Source organism: Acutalibacter sp. 1XD8-33, from assembly GCF_003612555.1.
Lineage (GTDB): Bacteria > Bacillota > Clostridia > Oscillospirales > Acutalibacteraceae > Acutalibacter.
The window spans coordinates 11,788-34,181 of record NZ_RAZF01000016.1 but is presented as its reverse complement, the minus strand read 5'-3'; the positions used below and the strand labels follow the sequence as shown (position 1 = coordinate 34,181).

22 protein-coding genes and 1 pseudogene are annotated in these 22,394 nt (G+C 50.1%); 5 read left to right on the top strand and 18 right to left on the bottom strand.

What is annotated here, in order from left to right; genetic code table 11:
* Position 1: 1 nt before the first annotated feature.
* The 16 genes from D7X94_RS11365 to D7X94_RS11290 form a co-directional block, all read right to left on the bottom strand.
* The gene (locus tag D7X94_RS11365; protein WP_120427817.1) at positions 2 to 1,621 is read right to left on the bottom strand and encodes an SMEK domain-containing protein; all 1,620 of its coding nucleotides are present in this window, start codon (positions 1,619 to 1,621) and stop codon (positions 2 to 4) included.
* A 37-nt stretch (positions 1,622 to 1,658) separates the two neighbouring features.
* Positions 1,659 to 3,869, bottom strand: a complete 2,211-nt coding sequence (locus D7X94_RS11360; RefSeq protein WP_120427816.1) for a chitobiase/beta-hexosaminidase C-terminal domain-containing protein — start codon at positions 3,867 to 3,869, stop codon at positions 1,659 to 1,661.
* Positions 3,870 to 4,317: 448 nt separating this feature from the next.
* Positions 4,318 to 5,079: a hypothetical protein gene (locus D7X94_RS11355; protein ID WP_120427815.1), complete on the bottom strand. Its 762-nt coding sequence runs from the start codon at positions 5,077 to 5,079 to the stop codon at positions 4,318 to 4,320.
* Between the two features lie 24 nt (positions 5,080 to 5,103).
* Positions 5,104 to 6,033: a DUF6017 domain-containing protein gene (locus tag D7X94_RS11350; protein WP_120427814.1), complete on the bottom strand. Its 930-nt coding sequence runs from the start codon at positions 6,031 to 6,033 to the stop codon at positions 5,104 to 5,106.
* Positions 6,030 to 6,773: a hypothetical protein gene (locus tag D7X94_RS11345; protein ID WP_120427813.1), complete on the bottom strand. Its 744-nt coding sequence runs from the start codon at positions 6,771 to 6,773 to the stop codon at positions 6,030 to 6,032. Before D7X94_RS11345 ends, D7X94_RS11350 begins: the two co-directional genes overlap by 4 nt.
* Positions 6,757 to 7,770 (bottom strand): hypothetical protein, encoded by a 1,014-nt coding sequence (locus D7X94_RS11340; RefSeq protein ID WP_120427812.1) that lies wholly within the window; start codon positions 7,768 to 7,770, stop codon positions 6,757 to 6,759. The genes D7X94_RS11345 and D7X94_RS11340 overlap by 17 nt, the downstream gene beginning before the upstream one ends.
* 32 nt (positions 7,771 to 7,802) lie before the next feature.
* Entirely contained in the window at positions 7,803 to 8,078 is a 276-nt protein-coding gene (locus D7X94_RS11335) for a hypothetical protein (RefSeq protein ID WP_120427811.1), read from the bottom strand.
* Between the two features lies 1 nt (position 8,079).
* Positions 8,080 to 8,325: a hypothetical protein gene (locus tag D7X94_RS11330; protein ID WP_120427810.1), complete on the bottom strand. Its 246-nt coding sequence runs from the start codon at positions 8,323 to 8,325 to the stop codon at positions 8,080 to 8,082.
* On the bottom strand, positions 8,322 to 8,519 hold the full coding sequence (locus D7X94_RS11325) for a hypothetical protein (protein WP_120427809.1): 198 nt from the start codon (positions 8,517 to 8,519) through the stop codon (positions 8,322 to 8,324). The genes D7X94_RS11330 and D7X94_RS11325 overlap by 4 nt, the downstream gene beginning before the upstream one ends.
* 70 nt (positions 8,520 to 8,589) lie before the next feature.
* Positions 8,590 to 9,102, bottom strand: coding sequence for a hypothetical protein (locus D7X94_RS11320; protein ID WP_120427808.1), 513 nt, complete (start codon positions 9,100 to 9,102; stop codon positions 8,590 to 8,592).
* Entirely contained in the window at positions 9,099 to 9,632 is a 534-nt protein-coding gene (locus D7X94_RS11315; RefSeq protein ID WP_120427807.1) for a hypothetical protein, read from the bottom strand. Before D7X94_RS11315 ends, D7X94_RS11320 begins: the two co-directional genes overlap by 4 nt.
* Positions 9,632 to 10,558: a ParB/RepB/Spo0J family partition protein gene (locus D7X94_RS11310; protein WP_120427806.1), complete on the bottom strand. Its 927-nt coding sequence runs from the start codon at positions 10,556 to 10,558 to the stop codon at positions 9,632 to 9,634. The genes D7X94_RS11315 and D7X94_RS11310 overlap by 1 nt, the downstream gene beginning before the upstream one ends.
* Positions 10,555 to 11,340: a ParA family protein gene (locus D7X94_RS11305; RefSeq protein WP_120427805.1), complete on the bottom strand. Its 786-nt coding sequence runs from the start codon at positions 11,338 to 11,340 to the stop codon at positions 10,555 to 10,557. The genes D7X94_RS11310 and D7X94_RS11305 overlap by 4 nt, the downstream gene beginning before the upstream one ends.
* A 42-nt stretch (positions 11,341 to 11,382) precedes the next feature.
* Positions 11,383 to 11,874 carry a recombinase family protein gene (locus tag D7X94_RS11300; protein ID WP_243111285.1) on the bottom strand — a complete coding sequence of 164 codons (492 nt, stop codon included), beginning with the start codon at positions 11,872 to 11,874 and terminating at the stop codon, positions 11,383 to 11,385.
* Positions 11,875 to 11,914: 40 nt separating this feature from the next.
* Positions 11,915 to 13,531: a DUF4368 domain-containing protein gene (locus tag D7X94_RS11295; protein WP_442857906.1), complete on the bottom strand. Its 1,617-nt coding sequence runs from the start codon at positions 13,529 to 13,531 to the stop codon at positions 11,915 to 11,917.
* Between the two features lie 96 nt (positions 13,532 to 13,627).
* Positions 13,628 to 13,924, bottom strand: coding sequence for a hypothetical protein (locus D7X94_RS11290; RefSeq protein ID WP_120427803.1), 297 nt, complete (start codon positions 13,922 to 13,924; stop codon positions 13,628 to 13,630).
* 526 nt (positions 13,925 to 14,450) lie between these two features.
* Here D7X94_RS11290 and D7X94_RS18180 point away from each other — a divergent pair.
* The 5 genes from D7X94_RS18180 to D7X94_RS11270 all read left to right on the top strand — a co-directional run bounded on the left by D7X94_RS18180 (position 14,451) and on the right by D7X94_RS11270 (position 20,178).
* On the top strand, positions 14,451 to 14,726 hold the full coding sequence (locus tag D7X94_RS18180; protein WP_147401712.1) for a hypothetical protein: 276 nt from the start codon (positions 14,451 to 14,453) through the stop codon (positions 14,724 to 14,726).
* A gap of 332 nt (positions 14,727 to 15,058) precedes the next feature.
* Positions 15,059 to 15,865, top strand: coding sequence for a helix-turn-helix domain-containing protein (locus D7X94_RS11285; RefSeq protein ID WP_120427802.1), 807 nt, complete (start codon positions 15,059 to 15,061; stop codon positions 15,863 to 15,865).
* A 78-nt stretch (positions 15,866 to 15,943) separates the two neighbouring features.
* On the top strand, positions 15,944 to 16,558 hold the full coding sequence (locus D7X94_RS11280) for a TetR/AcrR family transcriptional regulator (RefSeq protein ID WP_120427801.1): 615 nt from the start codon (positions 15,944 to 15,946) through the stop codon (positions 16,556 to 16,558).
* A gap of 114 nt (positions 16,559 to 16,672) precedes the next feature.
* On the top strand, positions 16,673 to 18,448 hold the full coding sequence (locus D7X94_RS11275) for an ABC transporter ATP-binding protein (RefSeq protein ID WP_120427800.1): 1,776 nt from the start codon (positions 16,673 to 16,675) through the stop codon (positions 18,446 to 18,448).
* A complete protein-coding gene (locus D7X94_RS11270) occupies positions 18,445 to 20,178 on the top strand; it encodes an ABC transporter ATP-binding protein (RefSeq protein ID WP_120427799.1) in 1,734 nt (577 codons plus the stop codon). Before D7X94_RS11275 ends, D7X94_RS11270 begins: the two co-directional genes overlap by 4 nt.
* 151 nt (positions 20,179 to 20,329) lie before the next feature.
* Here the strand turns inward: D7X94_RS11270 and D7X94_RS11265 are convergent.
* Together D7X94_RS11265 and D7X94_RS11260 are read right to left on the bottom strand one after the other, a co-directional pair.
* A pseudogene (locus D7X94_RS11265) lies at positions 20,330 to 20,656 on the bottom strand (recombinase family protein); the annotation flags it as partial.
* Positions 20,653 to 22,305 (bottom strand): recombinase family protein, encoded by a 1,653-nt coding sequence (locus D7X94_RS11260; protein ID WP_120427798.1) that lies wholly within the window; start codon positions 22,303 to 22,305, stop codon positions 20,653 to 20,655. The gene D7X94_RS11260 and the pseudogene D7X94_RS11265, both read right to left, overlap by 4 nt.
* Positions 22,306 to 22,394 lie beyond the last annotated feature (89 nt).

Genomic DNA, 22,394 nt, shown 5'->3' with positions numbered 1-22,394 from the left:
ACTAGCCGTTGTGATCTTCAAAAATACTTTCAGGATTATAACGATATTTTTCGATGCAATTTCGTATAGAAATCTCGTCGAATTGTTCTAGATTTGCCAATTCCCTTGCTAAGGGACTACTTCTACCTAAATCATCTGCAGCAAGTGCAGGTACAGTTACGGTAACTGTATAGTCAGGAGTTTGTTGGATTTTTCCATCTATGGTGAATTCATTTCGGCATTTAATAATGCACGACTTAGTAGGGGCAATTACAGTTTCAATACGCAAGATATCCTCATTTATTCGCGGGTTAGAGGTTGCGCCAGAAAAAATAATATGCTTCGGATGGCTATCTACATCAAGTACCGCGAATAACGTGATATTATATTCACTTGGAGGACCGCCTATTCCCGGAAAATCCAAAACGAATTCATCATTTGTGAGATACAGAAGAACATACCATTGAGCCGAGCAATTCCGTCCATGTATAGAAAAGAATAGTTGCGGGGTATAAAATTGGCTATTCGCATGAAGTTCACAGTATTTTTGAAACTTTGTGCGGTCTAGGGAATATTCAGCTAAAAGAACCGCACTAGCAGGGGGAACATTCACTTTGTTCATAACTTCCGTGTGATTAGCGATTTGTGCTAACGTGTCTTCACTATCTGGTTCACCTAATGAAACGGATTCAATAGAAAGCGCGGTTGCCGTTTCCCAACCATTATTGAAAGCGAACACCAAAAGTCTGTCACCTACAATGGCACCATCTATATGAATCTCAGGGTGTTCTATAGGGTCGAGATTTAGTATATGGCAAGATTGGTTCTCAATAATTGTGTCTGCGGAGTCATTGGGACGAATAAAGCTTAAAATAGAAAATGAATTTATTGTTTCGAGTTCCGTTTTATATATAGGAGATATATCATCGTAGGATTCATAAACGCCTGCCTGCTCATATGGGAAAATATAAGATGTTAATACAGATGATGCGGGTGTGTTTTGAGAGATTACATAATCCGAAAATTTAAACCAAACTGCTATAATTAGCATCACAGAAACCGCTAAAGTAATTGTGCAACATTTTGCAATAGCAGATTTCAGCGGTTTCAAATCTGGGAAAATCCGTTTACAGAGTTTTGAGTTAAAATGGGAGCAAATAGTTTTGATTTCTTGAGTATTCAGGATGCTAATACTATCGCACAAACTCCCGAAAGATAAAATTTCCATGTTATCATCAAGAACCAATGAATTACCAGATTGGAAAATTCTATTATCTATCCTTTCATCAGAAAGGATAATTAAAATCCGTTTTTTGATACCGTCTAGAGAACAGTTAGCAAGAAAGTTATCAAACAGGACTCTCTTGTTATTATTTGAGACTTCACAGCTGATTTGAACACATATCCCTCTTTCAGAATCAATTAAGTAAAAAGGCATATAACTTGTCTGTCTATGTGCTTCAAATTTAAGATTCCAGCCATATATGGAGTTTAGCAAATGACAAAAAGCCTCTTCAGTATTATGATTAGTATCATCAGGATCTATCTTAACATTTCGTTTGAATTGCTTTGAAAAGTTAATTAGGATAGACCGAATACGGTTTATATTCTTTTTGCGTTTTATTGCCTCCGCATGCTTCATATTTGGTAACTCCTTGGTATGAATCAAAACCACACATTTAGTCTACTTCATATATCAAAGTGTTCATCCCAGAATAGATTTCCTTATAATAAAATTGTGTTTTGCTCCTAACATAATAGGGGCGCCAGCCCACATCTTGGGTGGGATCATGGTAACCTATATCCAGACGAAAGAAGATTTTATCCGCAAATTCATTAATTTCAGATATGGAAAAATTGCTGCCATCAGCATATTGATTAATATTTCCCTTTTCATAGCCATATTTCTCATAATCCGAAACACCTATCAAAGTATATTTCACGTTATTCTTTCCATAAAAACACAACCCACTTTCATCTTCGAAAACATCATTGTCGGCTAATGTTCCAATACTAGGATGATCAACGACTCTAGTAGAAATATTCATGCGAGACACATTTTCTTGTTCTGTGAAGTAATACAGAAAGGGTTGGTTTTCCGTATTTGTTATAAGGAAGTCGCTGTTGCTCGAATGCGCAACCATCGTTTCTATTTCACAGGAAAGTAGCTCAAATCTAACTATATAACCAGTATAATAATGTAACGTTCCCCCACGAGTTCCGTAAGCAAGAAAAATATCGTTGCCTTGAAATTGCGCTGTTTCTATGCATGGCATAGAAACAAAAACATCAGCAGAGAATGCGTGTGGCAAAGTCGCCAAATTCGTTTCTGTATATGTGTCAAAAGAAAGTTTTTTTAGTTCCAGTACATACTTTTCTTCAAGACTGCCATCCTCTCTTTTCTCACAAGTGGCATAATACATATTATTATTTCTAATTCCTATAATCCCGCCTGTCGCTTCTTGCTCCATTACAATTGATTGCGAATGGACGTCAATTGCATAAACCATTTGGTTACGCTTAAATATGATAAAATTTTGATTATTGTCCATTCCAATAATTTCTCCCTCGCTGTACTCTACAGTTTCTTTAGTACGAATGTCAACAGAATATACATGCGGAATGTTGTTAACGTATTTGTTCATAAATAATTTATCATTAGCAAAATAAAGAGGGCCATACCCATTATCCGAAAATAGCTCTTCAGTCGTGCCATCAGAATACATACAACAAATCTTTTTTTCATTACTTTCTAAGGCATAACCCCACCTAAAACAACCATCGGTAAAAGAATCCAAACTGTATTTTCGGAAAATGTATTTATTGTCCCACAGTATATATTCTCCCGAATTCTCTTCATAGGATTTCACATCCAGAAAGTCATCTGAATATGGAGATTCAACCTCGTTAATTGCCGGTTTAACAAATGTATAAGTATCTTTAGCCATGTCGCTCCAAAACAACATGAACTTTGCTCTTGCTGATACATTTGTTGATTGGCTTATTGTAACATTAACTGAACCAGCCATATCGGAGAGATTACTTGCTTGTCTCTCATTTTTGGGATCACTTCCATCTAAAGTATAATATATTTCCAAACCCTCTTCAGCTGAGATTTTAATAGTTTCAGGACGTTCTCTTACTACACCGGCACTCCCAGGAATAATACTCGGTATTGGGATTTCAATTGCATTAAAGGACACGAACCCCCCCAAAAAAGAAGTGCAAAATACGACCAAAGCCCACAATTTTGCAAGCCATGCTTGTCTTTTAAAGTGATTTATTGCTAAAGCAATTAATGATAAAAAAGCGACAAATATGCTCAATAATCCCAAAACAATTGTAATCCTAAATTGGTGAATAGTGATTGGAAGAATGTAAAAAGCAAGGCCACACATGAAAACGGATAATATAATTTTGATTATCTTTGATTCTATTGCTACTTGGGTTACAGTGGAATAACTGGTGCTTTTTAAATGCTTTATAAGTTTTTTATATTCGAGGTCCTTACAATTTGGATCTGATAAATTTATCCACTTTGTTTCCTTTACCCATTTAGGGAAAGATATAGAAGGTGATCCTTCAAGCAATATCGGTACAAATTTGTTAGTAAAATCAAGATTTTGAAGAAACTCGTCAAACGCTCCCCCCTCCCTACATTCTACCTGCTTTTCAACCATTACTTTATATTGTGGTGTGCATATCATTAAAACATGATCATACTTTCCGAGGTCGAACTCAATAAAAGAATGGCTTTGCCTGCAAAAATGCATATTCTTATCGTAATAAACTGTAAATCCATTTTTGTGTAATTGATCAATAAAACATTGAACACGAATATTCTGAAGATCTGAATCACAAGCATATGTAATAAGCACTGATTTTTTCATAGTTGTCACCTACTTAACCGATTAGCGTCTAAACCCGGTTGTAGCCGTCATATGTACTAACCTTTGATTCTACAAAGCAAAAAGATAATTGTTTTCTCTAACCAATCAGGTAGAAGTTTTGTATTGTTTCATAGTATGCAATAATTTGCGATTATCCTCTGTTTTTACAGTATACCACACATTCTCAAAATTTTCCACCCCTTTTTCATATTGTTTTGTAGAAAGTAAAAACTTGAGGTTGCAGAGACTCCCAAGGCCATAAAAGAAACTCATAGCAACCGGTGACTCTTCTAAAACGGTGTGCCATTATCAATCAAATGTTTCTTTCGCGGACTTCTGTGCTGAAATTTGCTATCCAGATAGAAATCTTCTACACATTCGCTGCTCAAAAGGATTACGCTTATAGAAGAAAAGTACTGCGTTCAGACAATTGAAAGGCTGTTTCCTCTTAGTCGCAAACGGTCAGTATGTCATTTTGAGCTTTCATGTCATCCATCAGATACCGCTTACATATGAGGCCACGTCCCCAGTGGATACATGGTCGGGGATTATGCTCACATATTTCTTTTTGCTTCTTTCTTCCTTTCCATGGCCGCGGGTGAAAAGAAATCCTCCACGTTCCGCGAGCCGAACAGCATGATGCTGAGCGTACCCACCGCCGACTGGACTCCCCGGAAAAAGTGGGGCGCTCAATGTGCAAAAGCTCCACAATGTCCTGGACGGACTTCTCCTGGGGAGCAAGATAGCGCTCGTAGATCATGCGGTACTGCCGCCGGGTCTGTATGCTGGGGTCGTTTTCGCAGAACTCCCGGAAACAGTCCAGCGCGGCGTTGAGCTGTGCCCAAAGCACCTTGTTGGAGGCGGTCAGCAGGGCGGCGGAGCGCAGCCTTTGGTTTTCCACACTCTCCTCCAGCTCCATCAGCCGCTGGAACTCCTTTTCTTCCAGGAGCTTCAGCGTGTGCTCTGTCCCGGTATCTATGGACCACTTGATCGCCCGATATTTCTTGAGCAAAAATCTGGTGGCGTCGATTCTGGATGCTGCCAGACTGTCCCGGCGCTCCGCCGCCCGCAGGCCCGACTTTTGCTCAGAGGCGGTTAGGATCAGGTCCAGTACCGTTTCCACCCGCTCCTCCGGCCAGCCGGACGCTCCGGCCAGAGCGGCGAGAGTGTCCTTGTACTCCTTTTTCAGGCCCGAATACTTGTCTTTCATGCCGTTTCCTCCATTTTCGTGAGTTTATTTGCCGTTATTCGCGTTAAAAGCCGCCTGCACCGCCGCATTGCTGGAAGCAGGAGCGTTGAACAAAAGCGCCGTCAAATACCCGTGGGGATTCCGCACCGGCCCGGCGCGTCCCAGGCTGTCCAGCACATAGCAGACGTGCTCATAGGTCAGGCTCCGCATACGTTTTTGCACCAGGTCCATGGGGTATCTATGCGCTCCGATCTGCATTTTGGGACTGTCCCGGCACCGCACCTCCGTGATGATCTCCACCACCTCGTCAGCCGTTTCCTCGTCATAGTTTTCACAGAGCACCGTGTACTCCACCTGCTGGCGCACCTGGGCCTGTATTTCCTCAACGGGTTCTTCCACCCGACCGTCCTCCCAACCGGAAGGAGGGTCGGTAGGATGAAGTTCTTTATTCTCAAGTTCTTTATTCTCTGGTTCTATTGCGTTAAAATCTTTAACCTCTTGAAGTTCAACTTCTTTACTTCTGGAAGTAAAAGCCCTTGATTTCTTGAAGTTAAAATCTTTAATTTCTTGAGGTTCATCCTCTTTACTTGTAGGCTTTTCCGGCTCATCCTGGGGCGCGGTGGTGAAGTCATATATGTAGATTTTCGATGGCTTTCCCTGGCCCTGGCGCACCTTTTCAATGAGGCCGATATTTTCCAGCTGCTTGGTCCACTTCACGATGGTGGGGTGGGAGCGCTGGAGGTCTTGCTCCATCCGCTCTACGGTGTAGATGATAAATAGCCCCTTTTTGTCAGTGAATTTATCCTCATTCTGAGCGGATAAGGTGGCTATCTCCATCATCCTGGCGTAAAGGAACACCGCTCCGAAATCCAGAGGGGAGTACGACCTGTTTTTTATCAGCTCCTTGGGAACCGCAAGATAGCGATACCCTCTGGCTGTGTTTGGGCGCAAAGGCTCCAGTTTCAGTTTTTTCATGTTGAAAGCTCCATTTCCTGATTTTTGCGTGTTATTGCTTTGCCAAAATTGATGGCGTTCTCCACCTCGTCCAGCTCATGTATGCGGTCGATCAGGCAGGACCGCATGAGTATGGCGGCAAGGTTGTCCATGGATTCCGGCAGGACCAAGACGCGGCTGCACTGGTCCCTGGTGCCATGCAAGGCGGCATGGACCCTGACATCTGTGTCAGGATGGCCCATCAGCTTTTCCACGCAGCTGGCGGGCAGGTAAGGGGCGCATTTTATCAGGACCAGCGGCTGCTCCCAGGCCATGTCCACAAGCCTGCGCCGGATGGACGCGCTGCCGTATTTGGCAATATTGATAAGCACATTTTCGTTATCCTCCCCCCGCTCCATCAGGGCAAGACGCACCCGGTCCGTACCATAAACGGCAAGCCTGTCCCGAACTTGAGTGATAGGGTCAGATACCAGCTTCAGCTGGTATTCCTCGCTGGCAAAACAGGCTGCGGCTCCACGGACGGAATAGCTTTCGTCCTTCCACAGCGCCGCCCATTCCCGCTCCCCGCCATGAAAGACTGCGGAGACTCTGGCATTTTTATCACCTTGCGTCCAAGCCTCTAACGTGCGGTCCACAAACTCCTCCTGCGAGATGGGGAGATAATCCGGCTTTTGCGGTATCAATTTGACACGAAAACCGCATATTATCTCATACTTCTGACAAATCATGCTGTTATCGTCATACTCAAAATCCAGGTTCATGCTTTCCCTCTGTCAAAATCATTGGCTGGGGCGCTGCGTGTTCCCGCCCATTCGGCAACCTTTCCAGCCGTTTTACTGTCGCTCGGATGGAGAGCTTTTCCAAAGGGGCATTGCCCGGCTCCGGTATGGATATGGGACAACGGCCCGTTATAGCGCAGATTTTGAGATAATCCTCCTTCATTTCCGGCGAGACAATTTCTTCCTTGAATCTGTTCATAACGGTGTAAAGGGCCTTTGCGGAAAAGATTGGCTCCCCCAATAAGCGAGGAGGGGAAGCCATATTCTCAATAGCCCTTTCATAACTGGCTGGGCAGATCTTTTGCTTTACGTCCTCCGGCGTAACAGCCTCCATGCCGGCCGCTGCTTGCAGCTGCCCTTCTAAAGCTGTTCTTTGGGTCAGATATTTCTCAGGAACAAACCATTTATAAAGGCCCAGCCATTTGCGCTCCAGCCTTTTTAAGCCTGTTTCCGCCTTGAATCGTAACACCGCTCCTTCTTGATGAATTGCCTCCACCTCCTGCAGGGCAACAGCCTCGGCGTATGCGGCTGCTTTTTCGTAATGTTCCACTTCTCTGCGGAAAGGGGCGGAGATATATCCAGCAGCAATGCGGGCCTTTGTTTCATACTCTTGTATAAACCCTCGCGTTTCCCGCAGAGCTACCCCCATCTGCCCCATTTGAGCGTACAACTCTTTACACAGGCAGAGCCTGTCGATCCCGCTGCAGGCCGGGTGCTTAGACAGCCTATCCACCTTGGACAAGGCCAGTGTTTCTTCTGATAACACCTCAATATCCTCTCCACCATAGGGAGAAACAGCATCATAGGCAGCCTGCTCACCATGATATGCCTTTGCAAAAAGCACAGCGGCCCGGACAACCTCCTGCAATGTCTTCGCCCTCGCCATGTCACGCTCAAATGCTTCTTCGGCGTAAAAGCCGATGAGTTCATCTGAGCCAAACATGGCCTTCAGTACATAACCGCTCGGTTTTTGTGACATAGATTTCCCCCTTCACTCATGCTCTATTTTTGTCATAGGCAAGGCTCCTCCGGCTCCTTTTGGGGTGACTGCGCCTTTTCGTCACGGCTCATGCAGAAATCCAATTCCTGCGTGGCCCGTTCAAGCAGATCTTTCGTAGCCGTCAGCAGATCGGAGTGATAGTGACCCCAAAAGTAATCATTTCCACCCTTACAAGCCCAGGTCACAAACTGGTTGGCGGCAGTGCTGTGTACCCCAAGAACAAACTCCATCTCGCCAACATGGATGGAGTCGGTAATGATGTAGCCTGCGTTTATCCGCATATTCATATCAGTATTCCCTCCTATTCATCGTCTGCTTCCGACGTTCGCCCCGACACAGCAAAAGCTCTGCTGTGTCCAGGTGCTCGCGTCTTATCTTCTTCAAATCCTGTATACTGTAATAAATCTTCCTATCTCCGGTGGCCTTAAAGCGCACTTTCAGTTCTGCTATCCGGCAATCAATATCAGCGGCCAGCCGCAGATACATCTCGCCATCGGCGATATCATTTGCATGGGCGAACACTTCATTTTTCAATGACCTGCCCCCAATTCTTCGCAGAACTCCCACAGCCGGGGATTCACGCAGTGGCAGGTGCGCACGGCCGCAAGAATGTGGGGGGCGTCACGCTCAGTGATCTGGTCGGGCAGGCCGCAGCAGTGGGCCTTGTCCATGTCAAAATAACTGCACTCCGGGCAGTTGCAAATATCTGCTGAATAATCTGAAATCAAATCATCCCTCCTGAAAATGGGCATAAAATTAGCCCCAATCACAAAAGTAATTGGGGCCAAAGTCTGTATTCTATTGTAACTGGCTTATGCTCTGGTGGAGCGTCCGGATATGCTCCATCCACCGCTCCCGGTCGGCGGGATTTTTCCATCTGGATATCAGGTCATGGGCCGGGCTTTTGGCTTTATGGAGCGCTCTTAGCATGGAAGAAGTATCCTCCGGATTTAGCACGAGCCGCCTGATTTCATGCTCCACATACTCCATGCGGCATGGGTCCAGCACAGCCATATAAATTAGTCCGGTCTGAAAGAACTCCGCCACGCACTCCGCAAGCAGAACACGCACGGAATCGAAGTAGACGGGGTAGAGGTAACGCAGCTCTGGCTGGCACAGGCCAGAGTCAACTTTCCAATTCCCGTGACTGAGTTTCTTGACAAGATACTCCTTCAAGGTTACAATGGAACGGGAGATATCCAGCTCCCGGAACGTGATCTTTGCTAGCTGCCGCTCCGCTAAGACCTCCAGCATATCCTGACCGAAAGCGCTCTCTTTCAAACTGATGGTTTGCCGATTCATTTTTGTCATTGTGGCTCAGTCCTTTCTGACAGCTCTGCGTAGTGTTTTGCCAGTTCATCATACAGCGATCGGACATACGCAAGCCATTTCTCACGGGTTTCATCCTTCCACCATGAATTATATTTCGGATGCCGCGGGTCTTGCACCTTGTGCAGTGTATGGAGCAGCCGTTCCAGATTACGGCGTGTAATGTGCATCTCCGGAATAAATTTCGGTACAAATTCCCCGGTTTTCCCTTCGTATAAATCCACACACAGTTCGCCATTCTGATAGAACTCCACTGCACACTCCGCAATTAGCAAGAGGGCGTTATCAAAAATCACCGCCCAATTATACTTTAGCGCAGACAGATGATTCATGCGATTCCCTGGGGCAAATGTACTGCCCAATTCTTTCTTACACATTTCGCGGGCCAATTTCATCACCTGCGGTACATCAAAGGTTCTGAACTCATTCGGTGCGAACAATGTGCCGGTGATTTCATTCAGCAAATCCAACCCCCGGTCGCTTTCCCTTGATTTGATTCCCCATGCTCCCACTATTCTGCACCGCCTTTATTTGTGTGTTTCCAGTTTTCCAGCAGAAAGAGGATGACCTCCTCCATCTGCTGTTGAGTGTATTCTTTGGGGAAATACTGGCTCAGACACTTCTTTTTGAGCGTGATCTGTACAGATTTGGGTTTACTGCCCGACAGAACAGCACAAATCGTTTTGGCCGTCAATTCACCGGTTTTACTGTACTCTTTCAGCCTTTGCGCCTGTTTCAGTGAAGGGGCGGCGGCCTGATTTTCCATCCATTCTAATAGGGCGCTTTGTCCATCTGAGGACAGATAGGACAGTTCTACCGCGGGCCGAAATGCCAGTTTATTATCGTCCACCATTTGCAGTAGGGCTGGAAGCAGGTGTGTTAAGCGGATATAACGACGTATCTGGTCTTGGCTTTCTCCTACTTGTTCCGCTAAAATATCCCGTGATTTCTTTCCGGCTAAATTGTGTGCCAGTGGCACACAATTATCTTTCTTAGGTCTGCCCGCTTTGCGTTTCATAGCCTCAAGTTTCATCCTATAAGCAAAAGCTTTCTCGCTGGGCAGAATCTTTTCTCGTTGCAGATTAGAATCCACCATGATAATGGTGGCCTCGTCATCGTCCAACTCCCGGACAATCACCGGCATAGCTGCTTTTCCGGCCAGCTCGCTGGCCCGCTTGCGCCGGTGTCCGGCTACCACCTCATAGCCACCCTCTGGCCTGGGCCGGACGATTCCCGGCACCAGAACGCCGTACTGCTCCACACTCTCAGCCATTTCCCGCATCTTTTCATCGTCCACCACATGGAACGGGTGGTCCTTGAATGAGTGCAGTTCTGTTAGTGCGATTTCCTGAAGCTGGTCGCTGGCGGCTTGGGGTGTGGGTGAGCCAAACAGTTCATCCAGGCTGGTCATTTGGATTTTTGCGGCGCTCCCTTTCATGACGCTACCTCCAAGGTCAGTGCCTCATATGCCGCCGATACTTTGCCGCTTGGGTCATGGAGAAAAATGCTCTTGCCCTCGGCGCTGGTTTCTGCGGCGCGAATGGAGCAGGGGATAACGGTGTCGAAGATTTTCAGCTTGCCGCCGTATGTACCTTGCAGCAGTTCAACGATTCCCTGTGAATAGGTCGTGCGCATATCGGCCATGGTGATAAGAATACCGCTGATGGTAAGGCTCGGGTTAATTTGCCGTTTCACTCTGGCAATGGTTCTCATGAGCTGTTCCATGCCTTTCAGCGAAAGGTAGTGCGCCTGCATGGGGATCAGAACCTCATCTGCTGCAGACAGAGCGTTGATGGTCAGCATCCCCAAGGAAGGGCAGCAGTCCAGGAGTATAACGTCGTACTGGTCGCGGACAGTTTTGAGATACTCTCGCAGGATCGTTTCACGGCTCATGATGTTCACCAGTGTGACTTCCATGGCGGCTAGGTCGATATTGGCCGGGAGCAGGTCTACTCCCTCCTCTTGGTGTAGGATTCCCTCGCCGGGGGCCAGGGGCTCGTCCTCAATGACTTTCCCCAGCACGGTGGCAAGGGTTTCTTCCAGCTGGTCGGGATGCTGGTAGCCCAGGCTGGCAGTCATGGAGCCTTGCGGGTCCACGTCCCCCAGCAGAACACGCTTGCCCTGGCGGGCCAGGCCGATGCCTAAGTTTACGGTGGTGACGGTCTTGCCCACTCCACCTTTTTGGTTGCAGATCGCCATTATCTTTGATTTTGTATTCATTTTCCAACCTCCCACATTATGTTGTATAAAATAGAAACAGGACTAAACCGGTGCCCCCTTGCTGTTTGGGTGTTCCTGATTTAGTCCTATTTTAACACAGCCATTGTGGAGAATGGTTTTTACCGTTGCATAGGTCCAGAGCTGGGCGGCTTTGCAGCCGTCCTTGCCGTTGAGCTGGCTCCAGTAGACACGCGGCGAGGTAATGCCCTCCCGGTTGAGGGCTGCGGCGATCTGGCCGTAGGCCGTACCCGCCAGCCGCATATCATATATCCGGCGCACAATACCGGCAGCATACTCATCAATGACCAGCTTGTGCTTGTCCCCGGCGCTCTTGCGGTAGCCGTAGGGAGCGTATGCGGAAATGAATTGACCATTGGCCTTTTTGCTGTGCAGCACCGATTTGATTTTACTGCTCAGGTCCCGCAAATGGTAATCGTTCATCAGACTGCGGAAGTGGAGCATATCCGTGTTATCTCCCTCGCTGTCCAAACAGTCCAGAACAGAGACAAACCGGCAACCCAGGCTGGGAAACACAACGTCCGTGTAGTTCTGTTAAGGATACAAATTCCAATCGTCAATCAATCTTGCCGATAAAACGGTAGAAAATCTCAATTTCCTGCTCCTGCTCGCCGTCCTCGCCCTTGACGCTCTGATGGATAACAATTTTCTCAATCAGAGCATTCAGCAGAGGGGCGGTCAGCTCCGTGGGGTCGGCATACTGCCGGATGAGGTCAATCCAGTTCCGGGCATCGCTTTCCGTCTGCTTTACCGTATCGAGTTCCGCAGTCAGGGTGTCGATCTTCTCCGTCAGTTCGCTCTGTTCGGTCTGGTATTTGGCGGTGAGCATATTGAAGTTGTACTCCGTAATGCGTCCAGCCGCCCAGTCCTCATAGAGTTTCGCAAACAGCCCGTCAACTTCGGCCTTGCGCTTCGTGGCCTTTTTCAGCTCCGCAGTCTGCTTCTTTTTAGCGGCATTTCGCTCCCGGTCCCCGGCGCTCAAAAGCTGGCTCAGAAGGGCATCCTCGTTTTGGATGGCCCGCGCCGACCAATGCTGGATTCTCGCCAGCACATAGGCGTAGAGCGCATCGTAGCGGATATAGTGCGAGGTGCAGCCCCTGGTCTGAAAGTCGCTGTATTTGCCGCACTTGTAGTAGGCATACGGATTGCTGGCACTGCTTTGAATGCCATAGCGCATCGACCATCCACAATCAGCACACTTCAAAAGACCGGCGAAAATCTGTGAGCTGTGATCTTTGCATTCCCGGCGGCGGCTGGCGATCTGTTTCTGCACCGCTTCAAAAACATCTGCTTCGATGATCGCTTCGTGGGTTCCTTCAATGCGGAGCCACTTCTCCTGCGGGTTGCGGACCACCCTTTTGTTCTTGTAGGAAACCGTTCCCTGACGGTGGTGAATTGTGTTGCCGATATAGGTTTCATCCTTCAGAATGTTTGTAACATGTGTTTTGGACCAGACATACCGCTTCTCCTCCGACTGGCCTTCAAAGAAATGAGCGCAGCCTCCGTTGCGGGTATACTGGAACCATCCGGGACACGGGATTTTTTCATCCGTCAGGAGTTTGGAAATTCGATTGACCCCCATACCGTGGAAAGAAAGGTCGAAAATTTTGCGGACAATCCAGGCGGTTTCCTCATCAATCATCAGCTTGTTTTTGATTTCCGGGTGCTTTCGGTAGCCAAAGGGAGCCAGGTAATTGACCCTCTCACCGTTGAGAAATTTTGCCCGAAACGCGCCCTTAATCTTGCGGCTGGTATCTTTTGCCATGAACTCATTTATCAGGTTCTTGAACGGCACAAAGTCTGACAAGCCCTTGTCGGTGTCCTCGTTGTCGTTGACGGCGATATAGCGGACTTTCAGCTTCGGGAACACGAACTCCAGATAGTAGCCCATCATGATGTGTTCGCGGCCAAATCTGGAAAGGTCTTTCGTGATGACGCAGTTGATATTGCCTGCTTCGATTTCCTCCATCATCCGCTTGAACTGAGGCCGCTCGAAATTCGTTCCGCTCCATCCGTCATCCACAAATTCGGACACCACATGGAACTCCGGGTGTTCTTTGACAAACTGGGTCAGGACGGTGCGCTGGGTTTCAATGGAAACACTGTCACCAAAGGATTCATCGTCACGGCTGAGACGCAGATAGAGCGCGGTGTTATATTGCGGTTGTTTCAAAAAATTACCTCCTTCAAACATGAAACAACCCGCACTTACAATACTCATGCTGGCGCAATTATACCATAAGCGCGGACTGGTTTCAATTCCTGCCGGTCAATTCTCCGGCGTTTTTACGGTCTGATGGGCGGCGGAGTAACGGATCACATCCTCGATCAACGTCCCAATGGGCTTGCCCCTGTCATTGAAATGTTCAGCGACCCGGATGCGGGTATTGCCATAGTAGAAGTACAGCGTTCCGTACTCGTCCTCCACATAAAAGGCGGGAACTTCATCCGGTTCGGCGCAGGTGGCGTTCCACTCGTCAATCAGCTCCTGGGGTGTGTCGAACATCGGCTCATAGCAGGCGCACAGGTCAATGGGTTCGTACACATAGTTTTCGAAATCGTTCAATCAAGTACCTCCATAATTCAGTGAATTTGATGTTGCACAATGTGTAATGACTTCACGGCATGATGAAGATTTTCGCAGTTGTGATTTCCGCTCAGATTTGCTATCATGAGGTCCAGGTCACATAGACCCTCTATCCGCTTCACAGTTCCGTGTTACCTCTGTCAAAACAGTGGATTTCTTCACTCAACCGTAAAGTGGATACACGGTTCCGTAAATCACCAATAGGTGTAATCTGTTCACCGCTCAATGATAATTTTCACGAAAATCACAAGGCTTGAATTTCATCCATCTTTTTAAGGGCAGTCCGGCATAGGAGCCGATAAGAAATAAAAGGGGAAGTCAAAACTATCCGTACGTGCGTACATCGGTACAGAGCCAGCCTCCCGTGTACGCCTGTACGCACGTACGGATGATTTTATTTCTCTTTTATACCGCGCCCCTCTACTATGGTTATGAGCAAATTTGAAAAAACCAGGCTAATGGCATGACAGTACCGTTTCAAAAAACGTGACAGGGGGAATTTCGGTTGCCGCTACCGAAAACCAATCCCAGTAATGACTACTGCTCCAATTGGGGAATGGCCAGGGGCGGCGAAGCCGCCAAATCTGGGTGCTTTGCGCCAGATAATAACCCAGTATGGATTGACGCAAGCATCAATCCTACCTGGGCCAAGGGTTTCACCCTCTGGACACCTGAGCAGGCGTTGTCACCCTGCACCCGACCCAAAGGGCTTTGCCCTCTGGACACCCAGCAGGCGCTGCCGCCCTGCACCCGGCCCAAAGGTTTCACCTCTGGACACTGACCAGACGCTCGCCGCTCTCTGGACTCGGCGCAAAGGGCTTGCCGCCCTCTGCACTCCCGCCGTTCTCCCCGAAACCCATTCCTGCCCCTGTTCTCTCAGCGGCGTTTTGTTCTCCTTGGTACGCTCCATGCGATACTTCACCAGAGAACATATCCGTTTCGGACGGTCATTCTTTTTTCAAGCTGCAATGCTGTGTGACAGAAACATCGTAGCAGAAAAAAGGCCACTCTCCCGTATATCCGAGAGGTAGGAAATCCGGTCTGAAAACCGGATATTTCCATGCTCTCGGAAATGTGGTAGAATGGCAGTAAAACCAGATGGAGGGCAACGATATGTCTTTGACGATACAGGAACGGATAAAGGATTTGCGGGTGGAGCGCAGGCTGACGCTGAAAGAGCTTGAAGAACAAACGGGGCTGTCCTCGTCCGCGCTGGGCAGCTATGAGGCGGACGACACCAAGGACATCAGCCACTATGCTCTTATCAGGTTGGCAAAGTTTTACGGTGTGACCGTTGACTATCTATTGGGCCTGACAGAAACAAAGCGCCACCCAAACGCTGATCTGGCAGACCTGCGTTTGAGTGACGCTATGATTGAAGTATTGAAAGAGGGGCGGGTGGATACCGCTCTGCTGGGGGAACTGGTAGCTCACCCGGATTTTGTAAAGCTGTTGGCCGATATTCAGATTTATGTGGAGGGTATTGCCGCCATGCAGATACAAAATCTGAACGCATGGGTAGATGTGGCGAGGACTGAAATCGTGGAGAAGTACCAGCCAGAGGAGAATGACAGAACGACCTATCTTCTGCAAGCGGCTCATGTGGACGAAGGGGAATATTTCACCAGCCGGGTGCATCGTGACATTGACGCCATCATGGAGGATATGCGGACAGCGCACCTGGGCCGGAGCGACAGCGCGCCGAAAAGCTCTGCCGCAGAAGAATTGAAACAGGACTTGGAGGAGGTTGCTCGTTTCAATGGCAGTAAGCTGGAACAGCTTATTATGCTGTTCTGCAAGCAGACAAAGCTCCGCTACAACAAGCTGACCGAGGAAGAAAAACAGTGGCTGACACGAATTGCCCAGAAGTCGGAACTGCTGAAAAGTTCGGTATCGCAGAGGGGGAAGAAACGAAAATAGGAAAATGTCTTGACAAATCCGCTCCCACATTTTATAATATAACAGTGATATATAACGATGTTATGAGCGAGGTGCAGCATGGACGGACAGAGTGAAACCTTAGTGCGTATCCATCAGGCGGCTATGGAGGAGTTTCTGGAACAAGGCTTTGCGGATGCCTCTCTGCGGCAGATCGTGAAGAACGCCGGAGTGACGACTGGGGCCTTTTATGGATACTACTCCAGCAAGGAGGCCCTGTTCACCGCTTTAGTGGAGCCTCATGCGGCGGCGGTGATGGGGATGTTCATGCGGGCGCAGACCGCGTTTTCGGAGCTGCCGGAAACGGAACAGCCCAGCCATGTGGGGGTGGAATCCAGCGAATGCGTAAAGGAAATGCTGGAATATGTATACCAGCATCTTGACCCGTTCAGATTGTTGATCTGCAAGGCCCAGGGCACTGGATACGAAAACTTTATCCACAACATGGTAGAGGTCGAAGTGGAGGCCACCCAGCGGTTCATGGAAGTCCTGCGCAGACAGGGCCGGGACATCCCAGAGCTGGACGATCAGCTCTGCCACATCATTGCCAGCGGGATGTTCCACGGGATATTCGAGGTCGTGGTCCACGATATGCCCTATGACCGGGCAAAGCACTATGTCAAACAGCTCCAGGATTTTTTCCTTGCTGGCTGGCACAGTATGATGGGGGTCTGAGACCCCTTTCATTCGGCCCATAAGTTAGCTTTAACTAACTTGCGGGGATGGATATGAGAAAGTGTCCGCGGCGCTTTCTGTATCATAGATCATTTGTCACAAGGAGGTATCCACTTGAAGAAAAACAGCAATCTCCAGGAGCTGATGGGCTATGCCGGGGGACACAGGTATCTGACCTACTTATCCCTGCTGCTGTCCGCCATCAGTGCGATCCTGGCACTTTTCCCCTTCGTTTTCCTGTTCCGAATCATCCAGGAGGTCATTGCGGTGGCCCCCAACTACGCACAGGCCACGCACATCGTCCGCAACGGTTGGATGGCGGTGGGATTTGCGGTGCTGTCCATCGTGATTTATGTCTGCGCTCTGATGAGTTCCCACCTGTCGGCCTTCCGTATCGCCGGAAATATCCGCAAGGCGCTGATGGCCCATATTGCCGAGCTGCCCTTGGGTTTCATCGGGGAGACAGGCAGCGGGAAGATCCGCCGCATCGTCAGCGACAGCAGCGCGGCCACCGAAACCTATCTGGCCCACCAGCTTCCCGATATGTCGGCGGCGGTCACTACGCCGGTGTGCATGATCGTCATGCTGTTTCTGTTTGACTGGCGGTTTGGCCTTGTCAGCCTCCTGCCGGTGATCCTGGGCTTTGCGGCTATGTTCAAAATGGCCGGACCTTCCATGGCGGAGGACATGAAGCTCTACCAAAACGCCCTGGCGGATATGAACAACGAGGCGGTGGAGTATGTGCGGGGCGTTCCGGTTGTGAAAACCTTCGGGCAGACCGTCCACTCCTTCAAGCGATTTAAGGGGACCATCGACAGCTATTACGAGTTTGTCATGTCCTACTGCAAGAAGTGCCGCCCGTCCATGCTGTCCTATACGGTCCTGGTCAACAGCGCCTTCGCGTTCCTGATTGTACTGGCGCTGATTCTGGCGGGCGGTGGGCCGGTGGCCCAGCCGGTGCTGCTGAACTTCATCTTCTATGTGATCTTCACGCCCCTCATTGCCACGGCCATGACCAAGGTGATGTTTATGAGCGAAAACGGCATGATTGTGGCGGACGCCATGAGCCGTATCCACTCCATTCTGGATGTGGAGCCTCTGCCCGAACCCCGCAGCGGCAAGGTTCCCACGGACAACGACGTTGTCCTGGAAAATGTGACCTTCCGCTACACAGGCGGAACAACGGACGCGCTCCGTGATGTGACCATTCGGGTGGGCGCAGGCGAGACTGTGGCTCTGGTAGGCCCCTCCGGGGGCGGCAAGACCACTGTGGCCGGCTTGATCTCCCGGTTTTGGGATGTGGCTGGCGGTTCCATCCAGATCGGCGGCATCAACGTAAAGGATATACCCAAGGAGACACTGATGGACACTGTGGCCTATGTATTCCAGGACAGCCGACTGCTGAAAGCCTCCATCCTGGAAAATGTACGCCTTGCCAAGCCCAATGCCTCCCGGCAGGAGGTGGAGCGGGTACTCCATGAGGCCCAATGCGATGACATCATCCAGAAGCTGCCCCAGGGCATCGACACGGTGATCGGCACAAAAGGCGTGTATCTCTCCGGGGGCGAACAGCAGCGCATCGCCATCGCCCGTGTCATGCTGAAAAATGCGCCCATCCTGATTTTGGACGAAGCGACAGCCTTTGCGGACCCGGAGAACGAGGCTCTGGTCCAGCGGGCCTTTGAACGGCTTTCTCAGGGCAGGACCGTTATTATGATTGCCCACCGGCTGACCACCATCAAGAACGCCGGCTGCATTTTCGTCCTGCGAGAGGGCCGCGTGGAGGAGAGCGGGACCCACGATACCCTTGTGGCCGGAGGTGGCCTCTACGCCAAGATGTGGCAGGATTATCAGACCTCTGTAAGCTGGAAGGTAGGTGCAGCGAAATGATTGAACGACTGATGAAACGCTTTGCCCTCTCCGAAGAAGGAGCGAAAGGGCTTGTGCGGGCCGTTGCCGCCTGCACAGTGGCCGACCTGATGCTGATGCTCCCGGTGGGGCTTCTCTACCTGCTGGCAAGCGATTTTTTGAGCGGCAGCGTCCGGTCGGGGCGCTATCCACTCTACGGCCTGGGCATCGTTGTGGCGCTGCTGCTGATCCTGCTCTCGGAGTTTTGGAAGTACAATGCCACCTACTTCTCCACTTACCTGGAATCCGGGGCCTGCCGCATCCGGCTGGCGGAGAAGCTGCGGCGGCTCCCCCTGTCCTTCTTCGGTAAAAAGGATTTGGCCGACCTGACCAACACCATCATGGGGGATGTGCAGATAACAGAGCAGATGTTTTCCCATTATGTTCCGCAGTTCTACGGCTCTATCCTGTCCACCTGCCTTGTGGCGGTCAGCCTGCTGTGCTACGACTGGCAGATGGCTCTCGCCGCCCTGTGGGTACTGCCTATTACGCTGGTGATCGTTGGCTTTTCCAAAAGAGCGCAGAATTATTTTACCCGCAGACAGAACGCCGCCCTGATCGACATGGCGGACGGTGTGCAGGAGTGCCTGGAAACCATCCGCGACTTGAAAAGCAACAAGGCTGAGAAGGTATATCTGGATGGGCTGTACCGCAAAATCGACGCTTTTGAGAACCGGCAGTTCAAAAGTGAATTGGGTTCGGCCATGTTCGTAGTTCCGGCGCAGATGCTTCTGAAGCTGGGCATCGTCTCGGTGGCGCTGATGGGGAGTATGCGTCTGATGAGCGGGGAGCTTTCCCTTGTGACGTTCTTCCTGTTTCTGCTGGTTGTCTCCCGGATTTATGAGCCAATGAACTTTGCCCTGCAAAATCTGGCAGCTATGAACTCCCTACAAATCAATATTGACCGCATGAATGAGATCAACGAAAGCCCTTCCCAGGAGGGCGAAACGGCCTTTTCGCCCAAAGGCTACGACATTACCTTTGACCATGTGGGCTTTGCCTATAACAGCGGCGAGACGGTACTGAAGGATGTGTCCTTCACCGCCAAGCAGGGCGAGGTCACAGCCCTGATCGGTCCCTCCGGTGGCGGCAAGTCCACCGCCGCAAAGCTGGCGGCGCGATTTTGGGATATTGACCGGGGCCGGATTACAGTCGGCGGCGTGGACGTTGCCACAGTAGACCCGGAGAAGCTCCTGACCGCCTACTCCATCGTGTTCCAGGATGTAACGCTGTTCAACAATACAGTCATGGAGAATATCCGCATTGGTCGGAAGGACGCCACAGATGCGGAGGTCATGCAGGCGGCCAAGGAAGCCATGTGCGATGAATTTATCGCCAAGCTCCCCCAGGGGTACCAGACCATGATCGGGGAGAACGGCTCCACCCTCTCTGGCGGGGAACGGCAGCGCATTTCCATTGCCCGTGCGCTCTTGAAGGATGCCCCCATCATCCTGCTGGACGAGGCTACCGCCTCTCTGGACGCGGAGAACGAAACGGAGATCCAGCAGGCCATCTCCCGGCTGGTGGAGCGAAAGACAGTGCTGATCATCGCCCACCGCATGAGGACGGTGGAGAACGCCAACAAGATCGTGGTGCTGTCCGATGGCACAGTGGCCGAGACAGGGACCCCGGCGGAGCTGATGAAACGGAACGGGGCCTTTGCCCGGATGGTCCAACTGCAAACCGAGAGCCAGAATTGGACACTGGGGTGATACATGGCAAAATACGTTTTACGCCCGCAATGGTGAACGCTAACAGGAGGGGACGGCTACTAATGTAGCTGTTCCCTCCTGCTGTTTATATGCTGGTTTGGCATGAGTATCTGTAAGCGCAGGCTGTCAGCGTGTATCCGTAAATAAATTACACATCTGTGTACCGGCCTACCTCCACGAAGTCCCGTCCCAAGCGGGAGAGGTCTTTGACGAGAATGAGGTTGATAATGCCGTTCCGGGCGTCCTCCAGCATTTCCAGAAATCCGGGCCGCTGAAAGTTGCCCCCGCTGTACCCATCATCACAATAGGTCTTGGTCTCCACCCAGCCATTGAGCATAGCAAACTTGGACAGAAGCTCCCGCTGATTTTCGATGCTGACGGATTCATCAGCGGGGATGTAGTTCCTGGCCTTGGCGGAGTTGGAGGCATCATCAACGCTCAAGCGGCAGTAAATACCCACTTTGTAGAGCTTGTTCATACCGCTGCCCGCCTTTCCTGGGACAAGGCATCATCTACACAGCCAACATAACGGTAAAAGACCTTCACGTCCTGGACGCGGATTTTGCCGCACTTTTGGGCCTCTCCAACCTCGATACGGTCCACCAGCTCAAACAGGATGGTCTCATCCAGCTCGGTGATCTCCGTATAGCGCCGGATGATCTCGGCCCACTGGTCGGCATCATGGCGGTTTTCCAACTGCGCCCTGACTTTCTGCTCCAGCTCCGGGAGAGCGGCGGCTTTCTGCGCCCGCTCCGTTTCATACTTCTGCATCAGCGTCTGGAACACCGTGGATGGGACAACGCCGGTGCATTTATCCTCATAGAGATTCTGCATCAGCTTTTCCAGTTCCGCGACACGGGCGGCGGTCACTTTCAGCTCCTGCTCATAGGATGCTGCGCGGCTGTGCTGCTCCTTATCCTTCATGCGGATGATTTGCGCCAGAAGCCGCTCCCGGTCATGGGCGGCATATCGGGCCTTTTCCCGAATGTCCTCCAGCACGATCTGCGTCAGCACATTCTCATAGATGGTATGGATGGTGCAGGCTCTTTTCCCGCTGCGGGAATAACTCCCGCACATGAAGGAGCTGTACCGTCCCGGACTTCCGTCCTTATAGGTAAATCGCTCTACCTGATTCCGCATTTTGAATCCACAGTCCGCGCAGTAGACCAAGCCGGTGAAAATGCTCTTGATACCATCTGAGGTCTCCGACTTCCGCACCTTCTTCTGGTCGATGCTGACAACGGTATCCCAAATTTCACGGGTGATGATCGGCTCATGGGTCCCCTCCACACGAATCCACTGATCTTTGGGTTTTGTCACCAGCTTTTTGGATTTGTAGGAGACGGTGCCGCATTTACCCTGGACCATGTTGCCGATATAGACTTCGTTGCGGATTATCACCTTCACGGTGCTTTCATTCCACAGATGGTTGACGTGGCGGGGATCGCTGCGGCCCTGGCGCTGATAGTACAGTTCACCGGGCGGCAGGACGCCCTCAGCGTTCAAGGTAGTGGCGATCTTTCGGAACGCCATACCGGAGGCCCGCATAGCAAAAATGCGGCGGACCAGAGGCGCGGTATCCTCATCAATGATGAAGTGGTGCTTGTCCAGTGGGTCACGCTTGTAGCCGATAGGGGGATATGTACCCATGTACTTTCCGTTCTCGGCGCAGGCTTTTTTGACCGCTTTTACCTTTTTACTTGTGTCCCGGCTGTAAAACTCGTTAAATAAGTTCAAAAAGCACATGACATCGGTACTGCCGTCATTACTCATGGTGTCGATGCCGTTGTTGAGGGCAATAAACCGGCACCCGATGGACGGAAACAGGTAATCGGTATATTGGCCGAACTCGATATAGTTTCTGCCAAACCGGGACAGGTCCTTGACGAGAATGACGTTGATGCGTCCGGCCTTTGCGTCAGCAATCAGGCGCTGAACGCCGGGGCGCTGGAAGTTTGTTCCAGAATAGCCGTCATCAACATAGGTGTCCACTTCATTCCAGCCCCGCTCCCGCACATGCCGCTGAAGCAGCAGCTTTTGATTTTCAATGCTGACGGATTCTCCGTCCCGCTCATCGTCATTACTCAATCTACAATAGATGCCGACATTGTATGTTTTCTCGATCATTGTTTTACCTCCCGATCAGCCAGATTCATACCCTGTGCGGCGAATGGCTCCCGCCGGATTGCTCCGGCAACACCTATTATAGAGTAGGG